The sequence below is a fragment of the Shimia sediminis genome (assembly GCF_003990645.1).
GTDB lineage: Bacteria > Pseudomonadota > Alphaproteobacteria > Rhodobacterales > Rhodobacteraceae > Shimia > Shimia sediminis.
Genome location: NZ_RYZK01000015.1, coordinates 21072 through 44661 on the forward strand (window position 1 = coordinate 21072; position 23590 = coordinate 44661).

The following is a 23590-nucleotide window of genomic DNA, read 5'->3' on the forward strand; positions in this document are numbered from 1 at the left end:
TAAGAGCGCCCCATCAGCCATCCGAGTCTGGCTGAAGGGTGCAAAGAACGCGCCCAAGAACAGGAAAACCGCCGCCTCACTGGACGCGGCTACAGGAGTTAGAGCATGACATTTGGACGGGTAAACCCGGAATTCCGCCTCGAAGATCAAGGGATCGATGGGCTGGGCAATGTCTATTATAACCTCATGGAGCCCGCGCTGATCGAAGCCGCGCTCAAGAACGGAGAAGGCACACTGGGCAACGGCGGCGCGTTCCTCGTCTCTACCGGCAAGTTCACTGGCCGGTCGCCCAAGGACAAGCACGTCGTCAAGTCCCCCAGCGTCGAAGACACCATCTGGTGGGACAACAACGCGCCGATGTCTTCAGAAGGCTTTGACAACCTCTATGCCGACATGGTCGAGCATATGAAGGGTAAAGACTATTACGTGCAGGACCTCGTTGGTGGCGCCGATGCGCGCCACTCGATCAACGTACGCTTCGTTCAGGAACTGGCCTGGCATAACCTCTTCATCCGCCACATGATGCGCCGTCCCGACCGCGAAGACCTGAATGATTTTGTGTCTGACTTTACCGTTATCAACTGCCCGTCGTTCCAGGCGAACCCAGAGCGTCATAACTGTCGGACAGAAACTGTGATCGCGATGAATTTCGACAAGAAACTGATCCTGATCGGCGGCACCGAATATGCCGGTGAGAACAAGAAATCGGTCTTCTCGCTCTTGAACTACCTCCTGCCCGAAAAAGGCATCATGCCGATGCACTGCTCGGCCAACCACGCCAAGGGCAATCCCGTCGACACCGCCGTCTTCTTCGGCCTGTCGGGCACCGGCAAGACCACGCTGTCGGCGGATCCCGACCGCGTTCTGATTGGCGACGACGAACATGGCTGGGCTGACAACGGCACATTCAACTTCGAAGGCGGCTGCTATGCCAAGACCATCAATCTGAACCCAGAGGCCGAGCCGGAAATCTACGCCACGACCTCGAAATTCGGCACCGTGATCGAGAACATGGTCTATGACGAAGAGACCAAAGAGCTCGATTTCGACGATGACAGCCTGACCGCCAACATGCGGTGTGCCTATCCGCTGGAATACATCTCGAACGCCTCGTCGACTGCCGTCGGTGGCCACCCCAAGAACATCATCATGCTGACCTGTGACGCGTTTGGTGTGCTGCCTCCGATCGCCCGCCTGACTCCTGCTCAGGCGATGTACCACTTCCTGTCTGGCTTCACGTCCAAAGTGGCCGGCACCGAGCGTGGCGTGACCGAGCCCGAGCCAACCTTTTCGACCTGCTTCGGCGCGCCTTTCATGCCGCGCCGCCCCGAGGTTTACGGCAACTTGCTGCGTGAAAAGATCGCGTCACACGGCGCAACCTGCTGGCTGGTCAACACCGGCTGGACCGGCGGCGCCTACGGCACCGGCTCTCGCATGCCGATCCGCGCCACCCGCGCGCTCTTGACCGCAGCCCTTGATGGCAGCCTCAGCTCGGTTGAGTTCCGCAAAGACGCAAACTTTGGCTTTGAAGTTCCGGTTGACGTGCCTGGCGTGGCCGAAGTGCTGCTTGATCCGCGCCGCACCTGGGACGACGGCGACGCCTATGACCGTCAGGCCGCGAAACTGGTCGAGATGTTCTCGAAGAACTTCGAACAGTATCTGCCCTACATCGACAACGACGTGAAAGCCGCCGCTATCGGCTAAGCGTTTCGCTTGAAGACCTTTCAAAAGCCCCGGTCGTTTTGGCCGGGGCTTTTCGTTACGCGGGCACCCCTGCGGTAACCTCGATCTCGACCACAAACTCTTCGCGCGTGAACCCCGACACGATCACCAGCGTCGAGGCAGGCAGAACGTTCAATCCTGCCAAGTAAGCGTCCCGCGCCGCCATGTACCCTGCCATGTGAGCACGGTCCGTAACAAAGGCATTGAGCCGCAAGATATGCGACCGGTTCAACCCGGCCTCGGCAAGGATCGCGTCGATATTGTCAAAACAAATCTGTGCCTGCGCCTGCGATCCTTCCGGCACCGACCCATCTGCCGCTAACCCCAACTGCCCACTTGTGACGACAACCCGCGAGACAGCGGCGTCTATCCCATGGCTATAGGCCGCAAAAGGCGGGGCGATACGTGCTGGGTTCAGGGCTTTCATAGGCGCGGCCTCCTCTGGACGGGACCAAAGGAAACCGCGCCGGGATGGATGTCAATCTCAGGCAGGCTGTAGCGCCACCGCCACCCCGTTAAAGGCCGCATTGCCGCTGATCGGGTCAATCCGTGCATCATCCGTCAGATCATTGATCGAAATAGTGGGTTGCGCCGACGCCGCATTGATCCGGCCGTTTTTCTGCCCCCATCCCTGCGGGATCGACACGACACCGGGCGCCATGGCTTCGGTCACTTCGGCGGGCATCGTCACCAGCCCCACTCTTGAGCGGATCAGCACGTCCTCGCCGTCTTCAATCCCCAGCCGCGCTGCGTCTTCCGGGTGGATCTCAACCGTGCAGCGATTGCGGCCTTTGACCAACCGTGGGCTGTTCTGGGTCCAGCTGTTGTGGCTGCGCACCTGGCGACGACCGATCATCTGCAAAGGAAAGGCCGCGTCCTGCGCGGGCGCAAAGGCCAAGAGCCGTGGCAGGTCCTCAACAAAGACCTCTGGCGCCAGCTGAATCATGTTGTCCGGCGTCTCAAGCCGCTCGGTGATGTTGGGCACCAGCGGTCCAAGGTCCACACTCTGCCCTGCCTCCAGCAATGCCTCAACACTGATGCTGTCGCCGTGATAGCCCTGTGGCAGCAACATCCCCAGAACCTGTTCCGGCGATGGCCCGATCTGATTGGCCCCGGTCAAACGCGCCGTCAGCCGCGCGATCACTTCCCACTCTTTCGGGTTGCCCTTGGGTGGCGCAAAGATCGCCGGAGCATACGCCGCCGTATTGCGCACCGCAAAGCTGTGGAACACCATGTCATAGATGTCCTCTTCCAGCGCGACAGTGCCCGGCAGGATCAGGTCGGCGTGGCGTGTCGTGTCATTGACGTGAATGTCGATGGCCAGCATGAACTCCAGGCCCTCGATCCCGGCCTCGATGCGGCGTCCATTGGGCGCGGTCAACACTGGGTTACCCGCCACACAGACCAAGGCCTTGATCTGCCCATCACCGGGCGTCTCCATTTCTTCGGCCATCACCGAGATCGGAAACTCTCCGTTATAGAGCGGCTGCCCCGAGACCCGCGAGCGGCGCTCGGGATAGCTGCGCACCCGCCCCTTGCGACTGGTCATGCCCACATAATCCAGCGCAGGCGTGGTGAACATCGCCCCCCCTGCGTGGTCAAAATTGCCAGTTAGGATGTTCAGCACATTGTTGGCCCATTGACACAGCGCCCCAAAGCTCTGGGTCGAGGCCCCCATGCGTGCGTAACAGACGGCCGAAGGGCTGTTTGCGAAATCCCTTGCCAGCTGACGGATCGTTGCCGCCGCAATGCCAGTCCGCTCTGCCGCCAGATCGGGGGTAAAGGGGGCAACCGCCTCTTGCAGCGCCTCCACACCTTTGACCTTGCCTGTGAGCGTACCAAGGTCGACCAGATCGGCATCAAATATCTCGTGGATCAGCGCCAGCATCAGAAACGCGTCGGTTTCCGGGCGAATGAACAGATGCGCGCTGGCCTTCTCGGCCGTTTCCGTTCGGCGCGGATCAACCACGACCACTCGTCCGCCCCGCGCCTTGATCTCCTCCATACGCTTGCCAAACCCCGGCGCGGTCATCATCGAGCCGTTGGACACCACCGGATTGCCGCCGATGATCAGCATGAAATCGGTGCGCTCCACATCCGGCACCGGGATCAGCATCGGATGCCCCAGCATGTGGATCGAGGCCACGTGGTGCGGGATCTGATCCGCCGTGGCCGAGCTGTAACGGTTCCGCGTGCCCAGCGCCTTGACCAGCGCGGGCAGGTTCAGAAGGTTGCCGAACTTATGCGCATTGGGATTGCCCAGATAGACCCCCACCGCGTCGCGCCCGTGCACCTCTTGCACGGCGCGCAACCGTTCGGTGGCGATGTCATAGGCCTCGTCCCAGGTGATGTTCTGAAACACGCCATCCACTTTCAGCATCGGTGCCGTGATCCGGTCGGGATCAGTACGAAAATCCTGCAAAGCCACCGCCTTGGGGCAGATATGCCCGCGTGACAACGGATCATTCACATCCGGCTTGATCGACAGGACGTTTTCTCCGTCATGCTCGACAATCAGCCCGCACATGGCCTCGCAAATGTTGCAGGTCCTGTGTTGTGTCTGCAGGTCTCCCATAGGTCCCCCCCTCCCTCTTCGCGTCCTAAAGCCCACGCTGGCGTAGCAACCAATCTCCGTGGCACTCACCGTCACCAAGATACTCGGCGCAGGCGCGAGCCTTTTTCATGAATAAACCGATGTCCAGCGCATCCGTCATGCCGATACCGCCATGCATCTGCAGCGCCTCCCGCACCGCGAGCGAGGCGGTCTTGCCTGCCTTGGCCTTGGCCACGCGCGACAAGAGCTCCGCGTCATCGCTGCCCTCATCAATCGCGCGCAAGGCCGCAGCAACAGCCGCATCCGTGGTCTGGATCTGCGTATACAGATCCGCCGCGCGGTGCTGCAAAGCCTGAAAATTCGACAGCGCGATGCCAAACTGCTTGCGCTCTTTCAGATAGGCATTGGTGCGCTCGGCCATTTCCTTGGACACCCCGACCATTTCCGCCGAGGCCACTGCGCGACCAACCCGCAGAGCGCCATCCAGCGCCTCTTGTGCGGCATCGCCCATCGCCAAAAGGGCCGCGCCGTCCAGCTGAACGTTGTCAAATCGCAGGTCCGCAGCGTCGCGGCTGTCCACGGTCTTGAGCGCGCGTGATTGAACGCCCTCCAACCCCGGATCAACCAGGAACAGGCCCAACCCGTCTTCGGTCATGGCGGTCACGATCACCCGGTCCGCCCCGGCCCCGTCGCTGACAAAGCGTTTGGCACCGTTCAACACAAAGCCATTGCCGGACTTTTCGGCGGTTGTGGCAATCGCGTCCGGGCGGTGTTTGACCCGCTCGTCAATGGCCATCGCAACCACGGCCTCTCCGCTGGCAAGTTTAGCGGCCCAGTCTGCGCCGCCGGTTGCCCGCAGGACAACGGCGGACATCACCCCCGACGACAGGAAGGGCGAGGCCGACAACCGACGGCCCATTTCTTCGGCCACCAAACCGGCAGCCTCGGCGCCCATATCGACGCCCCCGGACTCTTCGTCCAGCAACATGCCGAACCAGCCCATGTCTGCCATCTCGCCCATCAGGGCGCGGTCATATCCGCCGCCGCTGTCGCGCTGCTTGCGCAGGGCATCCACCGGAGCCTTTTCGTCCAGAAACCCCGCCGCCATGTCGCGGATCATCGTTTGTTCTTCGCTCATCAATCGCATGGTCTTATCCCAACTCCAGAGCCGCTTTGGACAGGATCGACAGCATCACTTCGGATGTGCCACCCTCGATCGAGTTGCCTTTGGAGCGCAGCCAGAGTGACGCTTTTTCGTCCCCCGCCGCATCCGCAAAGTCCCACTCCAGCGCGGCCAGCCCACCAGCGGCCATAATCAACTCCTGGCGGCGCTTGTTCAGCTCGGTCCCCGTGTATTTCAACGTCGCACTTTCCGCGCCCAATTGCTTGCCAGCCCTGATCCACGACTTCGCCCGCGCCAGCTCTGCGTCAAAGGCAATCTCGTCGATCAGGAAGTCCGCGATCCGCCCGCGCAGGATCGGATCGTCCAACCGCCCCTGATCATCCACGCCCAGCGCATCCCGCGCCACTTCGACCAGATCATCACTGCCAAACAACGCAGAATCTGTGGCCCCGATCATTTCGCGCTCATGGGTCAACAGGTACTTGGCGATGGTCCAGCCCGTGCCACGCTCTCCTACGATCTGATCTTTTGGCACCTTCACGCTGTCAAAGAACGTCTCGCAGAACGGCGAAGACCCCGAGATCAACTGGATCGGGCTCGTCGACACCCCCGGCGAGGTCATGTCGAACAACAGGAAGCTGATACCTTTGTGTTTCGCGGCCTCCGGCTCTGTCCGTACAAGGCAGAAAATCCAATCGGCCTTGTCCGCATACGAGGTCCAGATCTTCTGCCCCGACACCTCAAAGTATTCACCGCAATCCACACCTTTGGTCTGCAAAGAGGCCAGATCAGACCCGGCACCGGGCTCGGAATACCCCTGGCACCAGCGCACCTCACCCCGTGCAATCTGCGGCAGGTAATGACGTTTTTGCTCTTCACTGCCGAACTCCAGCAGCGCCGGCCCAAGCATCCAGATACCAAAGCTTTGCAAGGGTGGGCGTGCAGAGATACGCGCCATCTCTTCTTTCAGAACACGGTCTTCGTCCCCGCTCAACCCCGCACCGCCATAAGCTTCAGGCCATGTCGGCACGGTCCAGCCGCGCGCGGCCATGCGTTCCAGCCATTGCTCTTGCGCTTTTGACTGAAACACCCAGTTCCGCCCGCCCCAACACACATCCGCCTCGGACATCGGCTGGCGCATTTCCTTTGGGCAATTCTCTTCCAGCCACGCCCGTGTCTCGGCGCGGAACTCCTGCAAATCCGTCATTTTGTCACCTGAAGTTTTTGGTTGGCGGGCGCCGACGCGGGCGCCCGCCAAATGAAGATTACTCTTCGTGGACCTTCGCCCAGTTGCCGTCTTTCACGACCGATACATAGACCGAGTTCGCACCCTGGTGGTCATCGGGGCCATAGTCGATGTGGTTGCCGACCAGCTCATCGGTAAAGTCCAGCGTTTCCATCGCCGCGATAAAGCTTTCCTGCGTCAGTTCGGGACCTGCCGCTTCCAGAGCACGCACCACGAGGCTTGCTGCGCTGTAGCCCAGCATCGAGAACCCTACCGGGTCTTCACCTGTGGCCTCTTTGTACTCAGCAATAAAGGCCGCCGGAGCAGGGTCAGAGGCACGCGCCCAGAGGTCCTGCCAGCTGGCCGCCGCATAGAAGCCTTCGGTCACACCACCCGGAACCTTGGCAACCACCGTCAGGAAGCTGGCCGAAGTGCCGAGGAATTTCATGTCGGTCAGGCCCATCTTCTTGGCCGTGCCCTGAATGGTGATCGCCTGACGGACAGGAACGCCAACCGCGATGACCTGGCAGCCTGCTTCCTTCAGTTTCGACAGCGAACCGACGAAATCACTTTCGTCCGGCTTGTGCGTGGTTTCCGCGACAAACTCGATGCCCGCCTCTTCGGCCCCCATCTTGGCACCTTCCAGGATTTCCTTGCCAAAGTCGTTCGGCAGATACATGGCGCAGGCCTTGGTGCCGCCAAATTCAGAGGCAAGGTACTTTACGCCCACACGCGCCTGATCGACATAGGTCGAGAACGAGGTGAACTTGTTGTGCATCGGGTCTTGCAGCATCTGGCGTGCCGCGGTCAGCGGCGCAACGTTCGGAATGCCTTTGGGGTCAAGCAGCTTGAAACCGGCCATGTTCATGGGCGTTCCCAGCGATTGCATCATCGCGAACACCTTGTCGCGGTTCAGCAGCTTGTTATAGCCCTGCATCGCGCGCGGCATCTGGTAGCCGTGGTCCTCGGTGATGAACCGAATGGTGCGGCCATGCACACCGCCCGCGGCATTCACCTTGTCAAAATAGAGGTTCGCGCCCTTGGTCGCGGGCACCCCTACGGCGGCAAAAACGCCAGACAGGTCATTCACGGAACCGATGACGATTTCGGTGTCCGTAACGCCCTGCGCCTCGGCCGAAGCCATGGTCGCTGCCGCGGTCAGACCCGCCGCCAGCGATAGTTTTCTTACCAATGTTTTCATTGTTTTCCTCCCGTTGGTAAATTCGATCTTCTTTGCGCTTCCGTATTGTCTTTCCTAGTACATGTCCTCGATCAGATGCGCGTGGCGCTTCTCGACATAGGACCGCTTCAGTTTCATCGTCGCCGTCAGCTCTTCGTCTTCCGCCGTCAACAACACATCGATCAGGCGGAAATCCTTGATCTGTTCGACCCGCGCGAACTCTTTGTTCACAGCGCGCACTTCAGCGTCGATCAGATCCTTGACCTCTTTCGCCGCACAGAGCGATGCAAAGTTCGAGAACGGCACCTTGTTGTCCTGAGCGTATTTCTCGACGTTCTCCTGATCAATCATAATCAGAGCGCTCAGGAATTTACGTCGGTCCCCGATGATGACTGCATCAGAGATATAGTGCGAAAACTTCAAACGGCTCTCAATTTCCGCAGGGGTGATGTTCTTGCCGCCTGCAGTGATGATGATGTCCTTGAGACGCCCGGTGATCGTGACAAAGCCGCTTTCATCCACGCGCCCCACATCCCCGGTCCGCAACCAACCGTCATCGGTGAAGGTCTCGGCGGTCTTTTCGTTGTTGCGCCAGTAGCCCTGAAAATTGTTCAGACCCTTGGTCTGGATCTCACCATCCTCGGCAATGCGCAGATCATAGCCGGGGATCGGTTTGCCGATGGTGCCCACGGTGTTTTCATGCCGCGTGTTCATCGTCGCCAGACCCGCCGTCTCGGTCATGCCATAGCCTTCGACCAGGGGCACGCCGATGGACCAGTACCACTTCAGCAATTCTGGCGAGATCGGGGCCGCGCCGGTGCCCCCCCGGCGCATGTTGTCAAAGCCCAGCATCCGGCGCAGGTTGCGCAGGACCAGCCGGTCCCACAGCCAATAGTTCGCCGCCACGCCGGCTGGCACGGGTTTGCCCGCCAGCATGTAGTCTGCGCGCTTCGCCCCGGCCTTCATAGCCATGGCATAGGCCGCACGACCCGAAGGTGTTGCCTCCTGAACCATAATGAGCACGGAAGAATAGATTTTCTCCCAAACCCGCGGCACGGCCGTAAAGGTATCGGGCGACACCTCTTGCAGGTTGTTGAACACTGTCTCCGGGCTCTCGGCAAAGTTCACGACACATTTCGCCGCGAGCGGGAAATAGATCGACACGTCGCGTTCCAGGATGTGACAGAGCGGCAGAAAGCACAGCTGGTTGTCGGTCTCCAGACATTGCAGCCTGCGCGCGCCAGCCTCGATCGCGGCCATGATGTTCTCATTCGACAACATCGCGCCCTTGGGCATGCCGGTCGTGCCTGAGGTATAGATCAAAAGCGCCGTGTCACCGGGCTGGGTCTTGTCGATCTCGTCTTCGAAGGCCCCCGGCGCTTCGGCGTCCGCGGCCTTGCCGATCTCGTAAAGCTCGTCGATCAGCATGCAGCGTGGATGATCGAGGTCGTGCAGGCCCTCATCCTCAAGGATGATAACCTTGGTCAGCCCCGGCATCTCCGCCTCGTTGGACAGGAACTTGTCCAGCTGCTCTTCGTTTTCGACAACCAGAAACCGGCTGTCGCTGTCATTCACCAGATAGGTCAGCTGCGAGCCGCTGTCGGTGGTGTAGACGCCCGAGGCAATGCCCCCGACCGACTGGATGCCCATATCGAAATAGGCCCACTCTTTGCGGTCCTCCGATAGGATGGACACCACTTCGCCGCGCTTCATGCCCAGCTTGCGCAGCCCCATGCCAATCCACTTGGCGCGGGTCCAATAGTCTTCCCAGCTATAGGCCTTCCAGATCCCGAGGTCTTTTTCCCGGTGAACGGTCCGCGTACCCAGTTCCGAGCAACGTTTCTTGAACAGACCCGGAATGGTGATGCAGCCATCCACCTGAACGGGGCGCTGCCCGGCATCTGCGTTATAGGTCACACCGTTGATCACGGCAGACTTCAGAGGGGTTTGCACGTTCATTTGCCTACCTCCATGTTTTCTTGCGTTTCCAGCGGCGCTGTTCGCGCGCGCCTTCTTCCTGAACACCCAGGTAAAAGTTCTGGATGTCTTCGGACTTGAGCAGTTCTTCGGCGGTGCCATCCATCACGATACGCCCCACTTCCATCACATAGCCATCATGCGCCAGCTCCAGCGCGGCACTGGCGTTTTGCTCTACCAGCATCATGGTCATGTTCTGCTCTTCGTTCAGGCGCTTCAGGATCGAAAAGATTTCCTGCACCAGCAATGGCGACAACCCCAGCGACGGCTCGTCCAAGAGCATCACCTTGGGTTTGCCCATCAGGCCCCGACCAATCGCCAGCATCTGCTGCTGACCCCCTGACAGGGTTCCGGCCTCTTGCTTGCGGCGCTCTTTCAGGATCGGGAAGTAGTCAAAGACCATCTCACGATCCCGCTCGATGCCTTTTGAATCACTGCGGGTATAGGCCCCCAGTGCCAGGTTTTCCTCGACCGTCAGCAGCGGAAACACCTCGCGCCCCTCGGGCACATGCACGATACCGTCATGCACGATCTTGTGCGGCTCGCGCCCCTGGATCTCGATCCCTTCAAAGATGATCTGCCCCTTTTCCGGGTCCATGACCCCCGAAACAGTCTTCATCAGGGTTGTCTTGCCAGCACCATTGGCGCCCAGGATCGACACGATGCGCCCCTGATGCACGTCCAGCGACACACCCCTTATGGCCATGATCGGGCCATAGAAGCTTTCGACATTGCGGATTTTCAGAATGGGTTCACTCATGCCACATGCCCCAGGTAGGCTTCGATCACGGCCGGATCGGATTGTACTTCTTGCGGTGTGCCCAGCGCCAGTTTCGCGCCATCCGCCATTGCCAGAACGCGGTCGGAAACACCGGACACCAGCCCCATGTCATGTTCGACCATGAGAACCGTGATCCCCATCTGGCGCCGGATGTCGTCGATCCACCAACGCATGTCCGTGGTCTCTTCCACCGACAGTCCCGAGGCTGGCTCGTCCAGCAGCAAAAGCTTTGGATCGGTCGCCAGCGCACGCGCCACCTCGACCACCTTGCGCACACCATAAGGCAACCCGGCGATGCGTTTCTCGCGGTAGGCCTGCAGGTCGAGGAAATCGATGATCTCTTCAACGAAATGGCGGCTCTGCAACTCTTGCTTCTTTACGGACGGTGTAAAGAACAGCTCGCTGACAAAGTTCGTGCCACGATGGCGATGCCGTCCCACCAGCAGGTTCTCCAACACGGTCGCCTGATCGAACAACTCGATGTTCTGAAAGGTCCGCGCCACGCCAAAGGTTGCAACCTCGCTGGCCTTTGACTTCAAAAGGTCATGGCCATCGAACACGATAGACCCGGCAATAGGATCGTAGAACCGCGAAATCAGGTTAAAGACCGTCGATTTGCCCGCCCCGTTGGGGCCAACAATGGCAAACACTTCGCCCTCTTCGACGCTGAACGACAGGTTGTCCACCGCCGTCACACCGCCAAACTTGAGCGTCGTGTCTTTGACTTCAAGAAAGCTCATCTCAGACGCTCCGTTTTCAGATAGGATTTCTGACGCTTGAACATGTCTTTCCGGTAGAAGGGGAACAGTTCGATGAAAGTGCGGATCTTGAGCCAGCGGCCATAGATGCCCATCGGCTCGAACAGGATGAACAGGATCAGGATAAACCCGAAGACACCAAACTCGAGACCCGGAATAGCAACCGAAGACCCACCAAACAGCGCCCCGACCCACTCTTTCGAGATCGAAAGGAACTGTGGCAGGAAGCCTATGACAATGGCCCCCAGAAACGCGCCGTGAATAGAGCCAAGGCCGCCGATCACGATCATCATCAACAATTCAATCGAGATGATCACGCTAAAGGTCTCGTTGTTGAACGCGCCAGCGAACAACCCCATCAGCGCACCAGCCAATCCGGTGACCGCACAGGACAATCCGAATGACATTGCCTTGGTCCGTGCTATGTCGACGCCCATCGCCTGTGCCGACACTTCCGAGTCACGCACCGCGATAAAGCTGCGCCCCAAAGGTGCGCGCATCAGGTTGATGTAGCCAAGCGTCACGATCACCACGACACCCAGCACGAGATAATAAAACTCTTTCGGGGTGCCCCAGCGGTCGATGTCGAAGCCAAAGACATTTACGGGCGGCGCATATTTGCCGCTGACACCGCCGGTCCAGGTTTCGGTCAGGACGATGATGTCATCGGTCAGGATCGACATCGCCAACGTTGCAATAGCGAGGTAGATGCCGTGCAAACGCAGCGCCGGAATGGCAATGATGACGCCGACCAACCCGGTCAACAAACCCGCCAAAGGAAAGGCCACCATAAACGGGACGCCCTGCTCCATCATGATGATGTTGGCGTAGCACCCAAAGGCCAGAAAGGCCGCGTGGCCAAGGCTGGCTTGCCCAGTGTGACCGGTCAGCACCATCAGCCCCATGCCCGCCAACGCCCAGATCAGCACATTGGTCAGCTCGCCAAGGTAGAAGTCGTCAATCAACATCGGCGCCGCGATAACCACAGCCAGCAAGATCATGTACAGCATCAGCTGATAGGTGTCTTTCCAGGGCCGAATGTCCTGCATGTAGTCGGTTTTGAAAACAATACGCATCGTCTTACACCTTCTTCACACGAACTTGGCTGAACAGACCATGTGGACGGAAGATCAGAACCGCCAGCAACAGCGCATAAGGCGCAACCTGACTGTATCCGGCGGCAATGTAGCGGCTGGCAAAGGGTTCAATCACACCCACAATCAATCCGCCAGCCAAGGCCCCCGGCAAGCTGCCAAAGCCTCCGATCACCGCCGCGGCAAAGGCCTTGATGCCCATCAGACCCGTGCTTGGATCGACAGCGCCCTTGGCGGCAAACAGGATGCCCGCGATACAAGCCACGGCACCTGCCAGCGCCCAGATGAACCCCTGCACGCGCTTGACCGGAACACCCATGTAATAGGCTGCCAGCTGGTTTTGCGACGCCCCCTGCATGGCAAGCCCCATCTTGGTGCGGTTGAAGAACTCATAAAGCCCCCAGGTCAGCAGGATCGTGACAACGATCACCGCCACATCCTCCATGCCCAGCACCAACTCGCCCAGGCGCAGCTCTTTGCCGGCCAGCGGGTTTTCCAGCGATTGCGGCTCGTGGCCCCAGATCATGCCCGCCACAAAGCGGATCACAAAGCCCAGGGCGATGGTCAGGATGACAACCGCTGTCTGGCTTTGCCCAAACATCAACCGGATGACGAACCGGTCCAGCAGGTACCCCATCAATGCCATGATCGAGATTGAGATCGGCACCGCCAGCCAGAATGGAATACCCATGTAACCTGCGTTTGTCAGACCAATCGTGACAAAGGCCCCAAGCATCATGAAATCACCCTGGGCGAAGTTCACGGCCTCGGTCGCCTTGTAAATCAGCACAAAGCCAAGCGCGATCAGGCCATAGACACAGCCATTCGCCAGCCCGCTTATCAAGAGCTGCAAAATATCCAAATTTTCCTCCCCGCGCCGGTTTTCCAGCGACACATTTCGGCTCGGCAGGGCTCCTCTTCCCCGCCGGCCATTGATCTCACTATGGCGTAATCATCACCTTACCGTCAGTCTTTTTCGTTGCATCTGCCAAACCTGACACAACGTCACGTAGCGGAAGATGTACCGAAACGTCGGTTTTCCATCGACCATCTGCAAATCTGGCCTGCACTTCACCAATCACGCGAATCTGATCCTCTGGCGGCGTATTGCGCATCCAGTTTGTCAGCCAGAAACCTTCGATCTTTTTGTCCATGAAAATAAACTGCCCCATCTGCGTCAGCTTGGGCAGCTCGGCAGACAGTTTGCCATAGCTGATCCAGCGCGCCCGGTTGGGCATGGCGGCAAAGACCTGCTCGGACAATTGATCCGACACCGCGTCCAGGAAGACGCGTGGCTTCAGCTCTTTGGAAACCGCGGCAAAATTCTTTACGATATCCGGATCTGTCGTCACCAGCACTTCGGTCGCGCCAAGGTCTTTCAACGGCCGCACCGCGTCTTCGCGGCGCACCAGCGCAATGGTCTTCAAACCCAGATCCCGACCCAGCGACACCATCAGCTTGCCAAGTTGGCTGGTCGCCGCAGACACGACAAAAGCATCTCCTGCCTGCTTGGCAATATCCACCATCGCCATCGCAGTCAGAGGGTTCACGATCTGCGCCGCGCCATCCTCATCCGACACATCCGGACGCAGGGGAATACAGCTCATGGCATCGGTGGTTGCATACTCGGCCCAGGCCCCGGAACACCCCAGCGCCACCGCAAAGCTGACCCGCTTGCCAACAAGACCTTCGGCGCCTTTGCCAGCGGCCACAACGTCACCACACCCTTCAAATCCGGCCGGGTTGCCCTTTTTGCGGGGCTGCCCGTATTCGCCCTTGATAAAGTGCAGGTCAGACGGATTCACCGATGCAACCCGCACTTTCAAAAGAACCTGCCCGGGACCGGGTGTCGGCACCGGTACCTCGCCAGCCTCCAAGTAGTCCGAGGCATCGTCAATGATCGGCCCTGTTGCTTTCCCGGAATATCCCTCTCCGGTCTGCAAAACCGCAAACATGGTGTCTGGTAGGTTGCTCACGTCAGGCTCCCCTGCTGATTGTCGAAATAGGCGGCACTGCGTCAATGCCCAGTCCCTTTAGGGCAAACACCACGACTTCTTCTGCAATGGCGTTCAGTTTTTCCTCACCATCGCCCTCACGTGGCCGGTACCAGAATACCGGGCCGTTCAACGCCACCAGGAAACTTTGCAGAGTGACCGACATCGAGCGTACCGCCATCGTTCCCTCGGCCACACCCAGCTCGATCACCTCGCGATACCAGGTTTCGAAGGTGTTGCGCTCGTGCAGGTGTCGCTCCATGGCTTCACGCTGGAATTCCGTTGTCGCGCCGAAACGCTGCATCTGCAATCCATCCAGAAGAACCTGCATATAGGAATGGTGCAGCATCATGCATTTGACATGCCCAAGCGTCATCAAATGCAAACGTTCCACCGGGGATAGCTTGGCGTCATATCCCTCGCGAATCCCGTCAAAGGCCAACTCCATGGCCCGGTCCCTGACAGCATTGAAGAGATCCACCTTGGACGGGAAATAGTGGTATATCCGCCCCTTGGTTGCCCCCAAGTGGCGTGCAACCGTGTCAATCGACGTCGCGGAGAACCCCTGCTTTTGAAAGCACTCGGCAGCCGCAACGAGGATTTCCTCGTAGCGCTTCGGTTTGGCGATCTTGGCGGTGGCAAGCAAAAAGAAACTCCATCTTTGGCTTGCTTCAGGCAAACATACTACTCGGTATGTTGTCAACGCTCCCTCCCGCCAGACGACGTTACGGAACTTCCAGCGGTCTCACCTGGACCCCGAGAGGAAACAAATATTGCCTCCCCCCTGAAATTCCGGCCTTTATGGCCTAGATAGAACAAATCGACACAACAGGGCGCGAGAGAATGACCGAGACCTATACCCCTCCCAAAGTCTGGACATGGGACACCGAAAGCGGTGGCAGATTCGCCAGCATCAACCGTCCCATCGCCGGGCCAACACACGACAAAGAGCTGCCCGTGGGCGACCACCCTTTTCAGCTGTATTCACTGGCAACACCCAATGGCGTCAAAGTTACGGTGATGCTCGAAGAGCTGCTTGCCGCCGGTCACTCTGACGCCGAATACGACGCCTGGCTGATCAACATCGGAGACGGCGATCAATTCGGGTCCGGCTTTGTCGAGGTGAACCCAAACTCAAAGATCCCTGCGCTGATGGACCACAGCGGAGCAACCACAACGCGTGTTTTTGAATCCGGCGCGATCCTTTTGCATCTGGCGGAACGTTTCGGCGCCTTCCTGGGTGCTCAGGAAAACCGCGCCGAGCTGCTTTCGTGGCTGTTCTGGCAGATGGGCAGCGCCCCCTACCTCGGTGGTGGCTTCGGCCATTTCTACGCCTATGCACCCAAAAAATGGCAGTACCCCATCGACCGCTTCGCCATGGAGACCAAGCGCCAGTTGGACGTGTTGAACCGCCATCTTGCCGACAACCGCTACATGGTGGGAGATGACTACACCATCGCCGACATCGCCATATGGTCCTGGTACGGTGCGCTTGCCCTGGGACGGCTCTACGAGGCGGGTGAGTTCCTTGACGTGACCAGCTACGAGCACGTGCAGCGCTGGGCAAACGAGATCAACGACCGTCCAGCTGTGAAGCGTGGCGTCATGGTTAACCGCGCCTGGGGCGACGCTGACAAGCAATTGCGCGAACGCCACGCCGCGAGCGATTTTGACACCCAAACCTGGGACAAGATCGCCCCACCCGAAGCGGACACCCAGTAAAGCTGCTGCCCGTAGGTCGGACAAATTTGTCCGACCTACCCCAGACCCTCTCCCAAAGGGTTCAAGAGATTTCCAAGTCTCTTTTCAGACATCTTCAACGCGTTTCCCACCGCGCGGCCCGTTAATGCTCCGAAACCGCGGACAGAGCACCGACGCGATACCGACGTTGTACCGACACGATACCGACGTGGGTTTGGGCCATTAACCCCTGCAAAAACAGCCGATTCGCCACCAGCGCGCGCTTGCATGCGGCACAGGCCGTTAAGAAACCTTTTACTTTCACGTCCGGATCAGCTGCCCGACAAAATCATCTCAGCAGCTTTTTCACCAATCATGATGGTGGGCGAGTTGGTATTGCCGCTGGTGATGGTCGGCATGATCGACGCATCCGCCACCCGCAACCCCCGCAAACCCTTGAGCCGCAACTGTGGGTCCAACGGGGCAGCGTCATCCGATCCCATCCGCACTGTGCTGACCGGGTGGAAAATCGTCGTCCCTACGTCGCCCGCAGCCTGTGCCAGCTCGGCATCATCCTGCGCGGTCAACCCGGGCTTCATCTCTTCCGGTCGGTACTTTGCCATGGGTGCTTGGCCCATGATCTCGCGGGCCTGCCGGATCGCCGCCACGGCCACGGCCCGATCTCCTTCGGTCGACAGGTAATTCGGGGAAATCACCGGCGCGTCCTTGGGGTTGGCCGAGGCGATCCGCACATGCCCCCGGCTCTCCGGTCGCAGGTTGCACACGCTCGCCGTCATGCCCGGAAAGTCATGCAACGGCTGGCCAAACGCTTCCAGCGTCAGGGGCTGCACATGATACTCCAGATCCGCGGTCTCCAGATCCGGTCGCGACTTGGTAAAGGCCCCAAGCTGCGAGGGCGCCATGGACATCGGCCCACTGCGCCGCAGGACGTACTCCAACCCGATCTTGGCCTTGCCAATCCACGAATTCGCCATGGTATTCAGCGTCTTGGCCCCTTCCAGCTTCCACGCGCAGCGCAGCTGCAAATGGTCCTGCAGGTTTTCTCCAACCTGCGGCGCATCCAGCGCCACTGGAATCCCATGTTCCCGCAACAGGTCTCCGGACCCAATCCCCGACAGCTGCAGGATCTGCGGGCTGTTCACCGCCCCTGCAGACAACACCACCTCGGCCTCACAGCGGGCCTGCTTCAAGGCGCCGTTTTGCTCGTACTCAACACCAACAACCCGGCCCTCTTCGATCAGCAGACGGGTGGTGTGCGCGTGGGTTTCAACCTTGAGCCTGGTCTCTTTCACCGGCCGCAGGAACGCCCGCGCCGTATTCAGCCGCCAGCCCTTGTTCTGGTTGACTTTGAAATACCCGACACCCTCGTTGTCCCCCGCATTGAAGTCATCCGTGCGACGAATTCCAGCCGCTTCCGCAGCCGCCATCCAGTCGTCCAGAACCTCCCAGTGCAGGCGCTGATTGTCGACGTGCCACTCGCCCCCGACCCCGTGTATCTCTGACGGGCCGTCCATGTAATCCTCAACCCGTTTGAACAATGGCAGCACGTCCTCCCAACCCCAGCCGGGATTGCCCATCTGCCGCCAACCGTCATAGTCTGCAGCCTGCCCGCGCAAGTACAGCATGCCGTTGATCGAAGAACAGCCGCCCAGCACCTTGCCACGCGGATACAAGAGCGAACGCCCGTTCAACCCCTTGTCAGGAGCGGTCCTGTATAACCAGTCGGTTCTGGGGTTGCCGATGCAATAGAGGTAGCCCATCGGAACATGGATCCAATGGTAATTGTCACGCCCTCCGGCCTCCAACAGCAGCACTTTGTGTCCGGCCCGCGACAAACGGTTCGCAACAACACAGCCCGCGCTGCCCGCGCCAACAACGATGTAATCCCAAGTCACGGACGGTCCCCATTGATCAGCATTTGGGTCAACAAGCTGTCCGGCTCAGCCAACCCGTCAATCACGTTGAAATGATGCAAGCCCTCTTCCACCACATGCCCGCACTCCCAGGCCTCGGCCAGCCACTGCGCCTGATCCAGAAACGCCGGGCGCTCATCGCTGCCCACCCAGGCCGTCACCGGCACGTTCAACCGCCGTTTCAGCACCGGGCTTTCGGCCTCGGCTGTTGCCATATCCATTCGGAAATCATCGTTCATGCTGGTCTGCAGCAAGGGCCGCAGGTCCGACAAGGGAGAGATTGGCACAACATGCTTCAACCGCCGCGCCACGTTCGACGGCAGTACGTTTTCGCAGGCCATGCGCGCCACCAGATGCCCGCCGGCAGAATGCCCTGCCAACAGGATAGGGCCCTCGACCCGCGCCGCGGCCTCGGTCACCGCCCGCAGGATTTGCAGGGTGATGTCCGCGATCCGCACATCCGGGCACAGATCATAAGATGGCATCGCCACGGCCCAGCCCCTGGCCAAAGGCCCCGACGCCAGATGCGACCAGGACGACTTGTCAAACGCCCGCCAATATCCGCCATGCACAAAGACACACAGGCCCTCGGGCGCTGTCTCTGGCTTCATCAGGTCCAACCGCTCGCGTGCGCCTTCACCATAGGGGATGTCCGCCTGCAAACGCCCTGCCTCGGCCAGGGTTTCCCGAAAAGTCGCGGCCTCTTGGGCCCAACGCGGCGGATAACCTGCGGCATCGGGGATATACGCGCCATTGGCATATGCATCGTCCAGCGGGTGTTGACTCATTTAGTTGCCTTGTTAATTATCTGAACAGAACAATTGCGTCGCCACCCTAGCCACATCTAGAGTGCCGATGCCATCATATTTCGGAGAATTCTCGATGCTCGACACCCTCACCGACCTCAAGTCCCTGCTCAAGGACCCGAGCCTGCTGGAAACCCGCGCCTATATCGGCGGCCAATGGGTCGATGGGGACAACGGCACCTTTGACGTGACCAACCCGGCCCGCGGCGATGTCGTGGCCCAGGTGGCCGACCTCAGCCGCGCACAGGTCGCTGGCGCCATTGCCCAGGCCGAGACCGCTCAGAAAGAATGGGCGCAATGGACTGGCAAGGAACGCGCCAATGTCCTGCGCAAGTGGTTCGACCTGATGATGGAGAACCAGCAAGACCTCGGCATCATCCTGACCGCCGAAATGGGCAAACCCCTGGCCGAAGCAGTGGGTGAGATCGCCTATGGTGCTTCGTTCATTGAGTTTTTTGCTGAAGAGGCCAAGCGCATCTACGGCGAAACCATCCCGGGCCACCAACGTGACAAGCGTATCACGGTCATCAAGCAGCCTATCGGCGTGGCGGCCTCGATCACGCCATGGAATTTCCCCAACGCGATGATCACCCGCAAGGCCGGCCCGGCGCTCGCCGCTGGCTGTTCCTTTGTCGCCCGTCCTGCCGCAGAAACCCCGCTTTCCGCCATCGTGCTGGGCGTGCTCGCCGAACGCGCAGGCATCCCGGCAGGCGTGCTGAACATTGTACCCTCGTCGCGCTCGTCCGAGGTGGGCAAAGAGTTCTGCGAAAACGACGCTGTGCGCAAACTGACCTTTACAGGCTCGACCGAAGTTGGGCGCATTCTTCTGCGCCAGGCCGCTGACAGTATCATGAAATGCTCGATGGAACTGGGCGGCAACGCGCCTTTCATCGTGTTTGATGACGCCGACCTCGACGCCGCCGTCGAAGGCGCGATCATGTGCAAGTTCCGTAACAACGGTCAGACCTGCGTCTGCGCCAATCGCATCTACGTGCAATCCGGTGTCTACGACGCCTTCGCCGCCAAATTGAAAGCTCGCATTGAGACCATGAAGGTCGGCGACGGCCTTGACGAGGGCACCATTTTTGGCCCGCTGATCAACGCCGATGCGGTTGTGAAGGTTGAAGAACACATCGCCGACGCCAAAGCCAAGGGCGGCGAGATCATCCTGGGTGGCAATCCCTCCGAACTGGGCGGCACCTTCTTCCAGCCGACCATTGTGACCGGCGCCACTCCGGACATGCTGTTCTCGACGGATGAGACCTTTGGCCCCCTCGCCCCGCTCTTCAAATTCGAAAACGAAGACGAGGTCATCGCGATGGCCAATGACACAATCTTTGGCCTAGCCTCTTACTTCTATGCCAAGGATCTCAGCCGGGTTTACAAAGTGGCCGAAGCGCTGGAGTACGGCATCGTCGGCGTTAACACCGGCATCATCTCGACCGAGGTTGCCCCCTTTGGTGGCGTCAAACAATCCGGCCTGGGACGCGAAGGCAGCCACCACGGCATCGAAGATTACCTCGAGATGAAATACATCTGCATGTCGGTCTAAACCGGCATCTCTTCGGCCATGCAGTCAAACAGAACCTGCATGGCCTGACGCCAGGCTTGGGCGGTATCCGGTGTGAACTGGTCTCCGCCCACCTCTGCCAAGGCATCAATCAACGCTTCACCCGCACAATCAAACTGTTCGCGACTTACATGGAAACGTGCATGCGCATGCGCCAATTTTCTGGCCACACCCCGCATCGCTTCTGACTGGTTCAGCAACTTGACGATCATCACAAGGATGCTGGCAAACATCTGTCTTTGCACATGCATGTCCTCATGAAACATCTCACGCGCTTCGGGCATTGCCGCAAACAGATTTTCATAAAACAACGTCGAAATCTTGGCCTTGTCTCGATAGGCGCGTTCAAAACTCGATTGAATCAAGTCGATTTGCTGACGATCCATCTGGCGTTCCGATCCTTACTGGCTGCTCCCCGCCAATCTAACGCCCTCAGGTTAAAGTTTTCCTCACAACCAAAGCACTTACCCAGCAAAAAAGACACCACAAACACCCTGTTCCTGACCGCAAGACCGCCATGGCGTTCCCCGCTGCCACTTCCCTTTTGACCTTGCGCACTTCTCACGGCAAAGTTTTTTCCAAGGATTGCCAAACGGCGCGCGTCCTACAGGTAACATGCGGATGGAAACAAGCGACGAAAGACTGGCGGGACAGGCCGCAGACGGCGATGGCGAAGCCTTTGCCAGCCTTCTCGCGCGCCACTATGACCGTGTCTTTGCGCTGTGTTTCCGACTGACAGGCGCGCAAGCCGAGGCCGAAGACCTGACCCAGGACATCTGTGCCGCCCTACCCGCCAAGCTGACGCGTTTTGACGCGCGCGCGCGGTTCACGACATGGCTGTATCGTGTTGTCGTCAACGCCGCCCACGATCGCCGTCGCAAACAGGCCAGCCACGCCAGGGCGGCGGACGGTTGGGGCGACTGGGAACTGGCACGACAGGCTGAAAACGCCGAAACAACGGACCGCATCGACTGGCTGACCCGCGCTATGCGCGCCCTGTCCGAGGACCTGCGCGATACGCTCGCGCTGGTCCTGGACGACATGACACACGCCGAGGTGGGCGAGGTGCTTGGGATATCCGAAGGCACCGTAAGCTGGCGGATATCCGAAGCCAAAAAACACCTCAAAGCGCTGAAAGAAAAGGAGGAAAGCGCATGAGCGACGACCTCGATCTCAACGACCTCAAATCAGCAATGACCTCTGCCACCCCTGCGCCGGATACGACGCGCAAGGCTGAAAACCTCGCGTTGGCGCAAAAAAACTTTGCCGATCTCCAAGGATCGCGTGATGGTGCGCGTCTCACCTCTGATGCCTCGAAACCGGGGCGCTTCAGAGGACTATTCGACATGCTGAAATCTTTCCCGGCCAAAGCCACGCTGACAGCCACCACCGCCCTTGTTGCAGTTGGGCTGGTCGTCTACCTGCCCGACCTGCCCCGAGTTCGCGATGCAGGAGACGTATTGAAGCCGCGACAGGAGCCTGCCGTTCAACAAGAAACCACGATGGGACAGGACTCTGTCGCACATGCCATTCCGCAACCGGCGCCTGCCCCCGTTCTAACCGAACAGCGCAAGATGACCAGAGAACTGGCCCCGCTCAGCCTGGATGACGTGACCAACATGGGTAATTCTCAGCCCGAGGTGTCACCCGGCTATTCCTACATCTCGCCCCCACAGGTTTTCCTGCCGCAAGCCGAACCCAATACAGAAGCTTATCCCGACGCCGAAACCAACCCTTTGAAGATCACCGCAGAAGAGCCGGTGTCGACCTTTTCCATTGACGTCGACACCGCCTCATATGGCGTGGTGCGCAATTCGATCCTGAGCGGCTACCTGCCCAACCCCGATGCGGTGCGCATCGAGGAGATGGTGAACTATTTCCCCTATGCCTACGACGCCCCCACCACGGGTGAAGCCCCCTTTTATACTCATATCACCAGCTTCCAGACCCCCTGGAATGCCAACACCCAGATTGTGCACATCGGCCTCCAGGGCCAGCTTCCGGCAGTTGAAGGTCGCCCGGCCCTGAACCTCGTCTTTCTGATCGACACCTCGGGCAGCATGAATGATCCTGACAAGCTGCCCCTGCTGAAACAAAGCTTCGCGCTGATGCTGTCGCAACTCGAGCCGGAAGACAGCGTCGCCATCGTGGCTTATGCAGGGTCTGCCGGGCAGGTTCTCGCCCCGACACCTGCAAGCGACAAAAAGGCCATTCTTGCCGCACTGAACCAATTGGGCGCAGGCGGCTCGACGGCGGGTCAGGAGGGGTTGCAACAGGCCTATGCCGTGGCCGCGTCCATGCAGGAAGACGGCGAAGTCAGCCGCGTGATCCTGGCCACGGATGGCGACTTTAACGTCGGTCTCTCGGACCCCGAGGCCCTGAAAGACTACATCGCCAAGAAACGTGACAGCGGCACGTATCTGTCCGTGTTGGGCTTTGGTCGCGGCAATCTGGATGACGCGACGATGCAGGCCCTGGCGCAGAACGGGAATGGGCAGGCAGCCTATATCGACACCCTCAATGAAGCACAAAAAGTGCTCGTTGATCAGCTGACCGGCGCGCTCTTCCCGATCGCCAACGACGTCAAGATCCAGGTCGAGTTCAACCCGGCGCAGGTGGCTGAATACCGTCTGATCGGCTATGAAACCCGCCTCTTGAACCGCGAGGATTTCAACAACGACAAGGTGGACGCTGGCGAGATTGGCGCGGGCCACTCGGTTACCGCCCTCTACGAGATCACCCCGGTCGACTCAGCGGCGCGCCTGACCGATCCCCTGCGTTATGGGTCGAAACCCGAACCCGGCACTTCGGACGAACTGGGATACCTCAAACTGCGCTACAAGCAACCCGGAGAAGACACCAGTCAATTGATCGAAACCCCGATCTCAGTCTCTGGCACGGCCAGTGCCGAGATGCGATTTGCCACCGCCATTGCCGGGTTTGGTCAGCTGCTCAAAGACGACCGCTACCTCGGCGATTGGAGCTGGGGGGACGCCATCGCACTGGCCAACGGCGCGCGCGGCAGCGACAACTACGGATATCGCGCAGAGGCAGTGCAACTGATGCGGCTGGCCCAAAGCCTCGCCGCACAGGAATAGGCTCGGACCTCACTCAGCCAGAGCCTTACGCGCCCGGCCCCTGATCCGTGAGCAGACCTGGGCCGGGCGCACCAAAGTGCGTGTGTTTTTCATC

General features: G+C 59.5%; 20 protein-coding genes. 5 read left to right on the plus strand and 15 right to left on the minus strand.

Annotated elements, in window-relative coordinates:
• Positions 1–105: 105 nt before the first annotated feature.
• On the plus strand, positions 106–1704 hold the full coding sequence (locus tag EK369_RS19980) for a phosphoenolpyruvate carboxykinase (protein WP_127116042.1): 1599 nt from the start codon (positions 106–108) through the stop codon (positions 1702–1704).
• Between the two features lie 55 nt (positions 1705–1759).
• Here EK369_RS19980 and EK369_RS19985 read toward each other — a convergent pair whose 3' ends face one another.
• The 12 genes from EK369_RS19985 to EK369_RS20040 form a co-directional block, all read right to left on the minus strand.
• The gene (locus tag EK369_RS19985; protein WP_127116043.1) at positions 1760–2149 is read right to left on the minus strand and encodes a RidA family protein; all 390 of its coding nucleotides are present in this window, start codon (positions 2147–2149) and stop codon (positions 1760–1762) included.
• Positions 2150–2206: 57 nt separating this feature from the next.
• Positions 2207–4297 (minus strand): molybdopterin oxidoreductase family protein, encoded by a 2091-nt coding sequence (locus EK369_RS19990; RefSeq protein ID WP_127116044.1) that lies wholly within the window; start codon positions 4295–4297, stop codon positions 2207–2209.
• A 25-nt stretch (positions 4298–4322) separates the two neighbouring features.
• A complete protein-coding gene (locus EK369_RS19995; RefSeq protein WP_127116045.1) occupies positions 4323–5423 on the minus strand; it encodes an acyl-CoA dehydrogenase family protein in 1101 nt (366 codons plus the stop codon).
• Between the two features lie 4 nt (positions 5424–5427).
• Positions 5428–6606, minus strand: a complete 1179-nt coding sequence (locus EK369_RS20000) for an acyl-CoA dehydrogenase family protein (protein ID WP_127116046.1) — start codon at positions 6604–6606, stop codon at positions 5428–5430.
• A 58-nt stretch (positions 6607–6664) separates the two neighbouring features.
• Positions 6665–7825 (minus strand): ABC transporter substrate-binding protein, encoded by a 1161-nt coding sequence (locus EK369_RS20005; protein ID WP_127116047.1) that lies wholly within the window; start codon positions 7823–7825, stop codon positions 6665–6667.
• 54 nt (positions 7826–7879) lie between these two features.
• Positions 7880–9763, minus strand: coding sequence for an AMP-dependent synthetase/ligase (locus EK369_RS20010; RefSeq protein WP_127116048.1), 1884 nt, complete (start codon positions 9761–9763; stop codon positions 7880–7882).
• A 4-nt stretch (positions 9764–9767) separates the two neighbouring features.
• Positions 9768–10541: an ABC transporter ATP-binding protein gene (locus tag EK369_RS20015; RefSeq protein WP_127116049.1), complete on the minus strand. Its 774-nt coding sequence runs from the start codon at positions 10539–10541 to the stop codon at positions 9768–9770.
• Positions 10538–11302 carry an ABC transporter ATP-binding protein gene (locus EK369_RS20020; RefSeq protein WP_127116050.1) on the minus strand — a complete coding sequence of 255 codons (765 nt, stop codon included), beginning with the start codon at positions 11300–11302 and terminating at the stop codon, positions 10538–10540. The genes EK369_RS20015 and EK369_RS20020 overlap by 4 nt, the downstream gene beginning before the upstream one ends.
• Positions 11299–12396 carry a branched-chain amino acid ABC transporter permease gene (locus EK369_RS20025; protein ID WP_127116051.1) on the minus strand — a complete coding sequence of 366 codons (1098 nt, stop codon included), beginning with the start codon at positions 12394–12396 and terminating at the stop codon, positions 11299–11301. Before EK369_RS20025 ends, EK369_RS20020 begins: the two co-directional genes overlap by 4 nt.
• Before the next feature lie 4 nt (positions 12397–12400).
• The gene (locus EK369_RS20030) at positions 12401–13276 is read right to left on the minus strand and encodes a branched-chain amino acid ABC transporter permease (RefSeq protein WP_127116052.1); all 876 of its coding nucleotides are present in this window, start codon (positions 13274–13276) and stop codon (positions 12401–12403) included.
• A 79-nt stretch (positions 13277–13355) separates the two neighbouring features.
• On the minus strand, positions 13356–14390 hold the full coding sequence (locus EK369_RS20035; RefSeq protein ID WP_206198128.1) for an alcohol dehydrogenase catalytic domain-containing protein: 1035 nt from the start codon (positions 14388–14390) through the stop codon (positions 13356–13358).
• 1 nt (position 14391) lies between these two features.
• On the minus strand, positions 14392–15054 hold the full coding sequence (locus EK369_RS20040; RefSeq protein ID WP_164727060.1) for a TetR/AcrR family transcriptional regulator: 663 nt from the start codon (positions 15052–15054) through the stop codon (positions 14392–14394).
• 197 nt (positions 15055–15251) lie between these two features.
• Between EK369_RS20040 and yghU the strand changes: the two genes are divergently transcribed.
• On the plus strand, positions 15252–16130 hold the full coding sequence (gene yghU / locus EK369_RS20045; protein WP_127116054.1) for a glutathione-dependent disulfide-bond oxidoreductase: 879 nt from the start codon (positions 15252–15254) through the stop codon (positions 16128–16130).
• A 290-nt stretch (positions 16131–16420) separates the two neighbouring features.
• Here yghU and EK369_RS20050 read toward each other — a convergent pair whose 3' ends face one another.
• On the minus strand, positions 16421–18004 hold the full coding sequence (locus EK369_RS20050; protein ID WP_127116055.1) for a GMC family oxidoreductase: 1584 nt from the start codon (positions 18002–18004) through the stop codon (positions 16421–16423).
• On the minus strand, positions 18001–18810 hold the full coding sequence (locus EK369_RS20055; RefSeq protein WP_127116056.1) for a hormone-sensitive lipase: 810 nt from the start codon (positions 18808–18810) through the stop codon (positions 18001–18003). Before EK369_RS20055 ends, EK369_RS20050 begins: the two co-directional genes overlap by 4 nt.
• 94 nt (positions 18811–18904) lie before the next feature.
• Between EK369_RS20055 and EK369_RS20060 the strand changes: the two genes are divergently transcribed.
• Positions 18905–20380 (plus strand): NAD-dependent succinate-semialdehyde dehydrogenase, encoded by a 1476-nt coding sequence (locus EK369_RS20060; protein WP_127116057.1) that lies wholly within the window; start codon positions 18905–18907, stop codon positions 20378–20380.
• Here the strand turns inward: EK369_RS20060 and EK369_RS20065 are convergent.
• Complete coding sequence (locus EK369_RS20065) at positions 20377–20784, minus strand: globin domain-containing protein (protein ID WP_127116058.1); 408 nt, start codon at positions 20782–20784, stop codon at positions 20377–20379. The two genes, EK369_RS20060 and EK369_RS20065, sit on opposite strands and share 4 nt — an antisense overlap.
• Before the next feature lie 235 nt (positions 20785–21019).
• Here EK369_RS20065 and EK369_RS20070 point away from each other — a divergent pair, with 235 nt between their 5' ends.
• Both EK369_RS20070 and EK369_RS20075 read left to right on the plus strand, forming a co-directional pair.
• Complete coding sequence (locus tag EK369_RS20070) at positions 21020–21556, plus strand: RNA polymerase sigma factor (protein WP_127116085.1); 537 nt, start codon at positions 21020–21022, stop codon at positions 21554–21556.
• Positions 21553–23496, plus strand: coding sequence for a YfbK domain-containing protein (locus tag EK369_RS20075; RefSeq protein WP_127116059.1), 1944 nt, complete (start codon positions 21553–21555; stop codon positions 23494–23496). The genes EK369_RS20070 and EK369_RS20075 overlap by 4 nt, the downstream gene beginning before the upstream one ends.
• Positions 23497–23590 lie beyond the last annotated feature (94 nt).

Excerpts from the sequence above, each read along its gene's own strand:
- EK369_RS19980 (WP_127116042.1), top strand. The coding sequence starts at position 106 with ATGACATTTGGACGGGTAAACCCGGAATTCCGCCTCGAAGATCAAGGG.
- EK369_RS19985 (WP_127116043.1), bottom strand. The coding sequence starts at position 2,149 with ATGAAAGCCCTGAACCCAGCACGTATCGCCCCGCCTTTTGCGGCCTAT.
- EK369_RS19990 (WP_127116044.1), bottom strand. The coding sequence starts at position 4,297 with ATGGGAGACCTGCAGACACAACACAGGACCTGCAACATTTGCGAGGCC.
- EK369_RS19995 (WP_127116045.1), bottom strand. The coding sequence starts at position 5,423 with ATGCGATTGATGAGCGAAGAACAAACGATGATCCGCGACATGGCGGCG.
- EK369_RS20000 (WP_127116046.1), bottom strand. The coding sequence starts at position 6,606 with ATGACGGATTTGCAGGAGTTCCGCGCCGAGACACGGGCGTGGCTGGAA.
- EK369_RS20005 (WP_127116047.1), bottom strand. The coding sequence starts at position 7,825 with ATGAAAACATTGGTAAGAAAACTATCGCTGGCGGCGGGTCTGACCGCG.
- EK369_RS20010 (WP_127116048.1), bottom strand. The coding sequence starts at position 9,763 with ATGAACGTGCAAACCCCTCTGAAGTCTGCCGTGATCAACGGTGTGACC.
- EK369_RS20015 (WP_127116049.1), bottom strand. The coding sequence starts at position 10,541 with ATGAGTGAACCCATTCTGAAAATCCGCAATGTCGAAAGCTTCTATGGC.
- EK369_RS20020 (WP_127116050.1), bottom strand. The coding sequence starts at position 11,302 with ATGAGCTTTCTTGAAGTCAAAGACACGACGCTCAAGTTTGGCGGTGTG.
- EK369_RS20025 (WP_127116051.1), bottom strand. The coding sequence starts at position 12,396 with ATGCGTATTGTTTTCAAAACCGACTACATGCAGGACATTCGGCCCTGG.
- yghU (WP_127116054.1), top strand. The coding sequence starts at position 15,252 with ATGACCGAGACCTATACCCCTCCCAAAGTCTGGACATGGGACACCGAA.
- EK369_RS20055 (WP_127116056.1), bottom strand. The coding sequence starts at position 18,810 with ATGAGTCAACACCCGCTGGACGATGCATATGCCAATGGCGCGTATATC.
- EK369_RS20060 (WP_127116057.1), top strand. The coding sequence starts at position 18,905 with ATGCTCGACACCCTCACCGACCTCAAGTCCCTGCTCAAGGACCCGAGC.
- EK369_RS20065 (WP_127116058.1), bottom strand. The coding sequence starts at position 20,784 with ATGGATCGTCAGCAAATCGACTTGATTCAATCGAGTTTTGAACGCGCC.
- EK369_RS20070 (WP_127116085.1), top strand. The coding sequence starts at position 21,020 with ATGGAAACAAGCGACGAAAGACTGGCGGGACAGGCCGCAGACGGCGAT.
- EK369_RS20075 (WP_127116059.1), top strand. The coding sequence starts at position 21,553 with ATGAGCGACGACCTCGATCTCAACGACCTCAAATCAGCAATGACCTCT.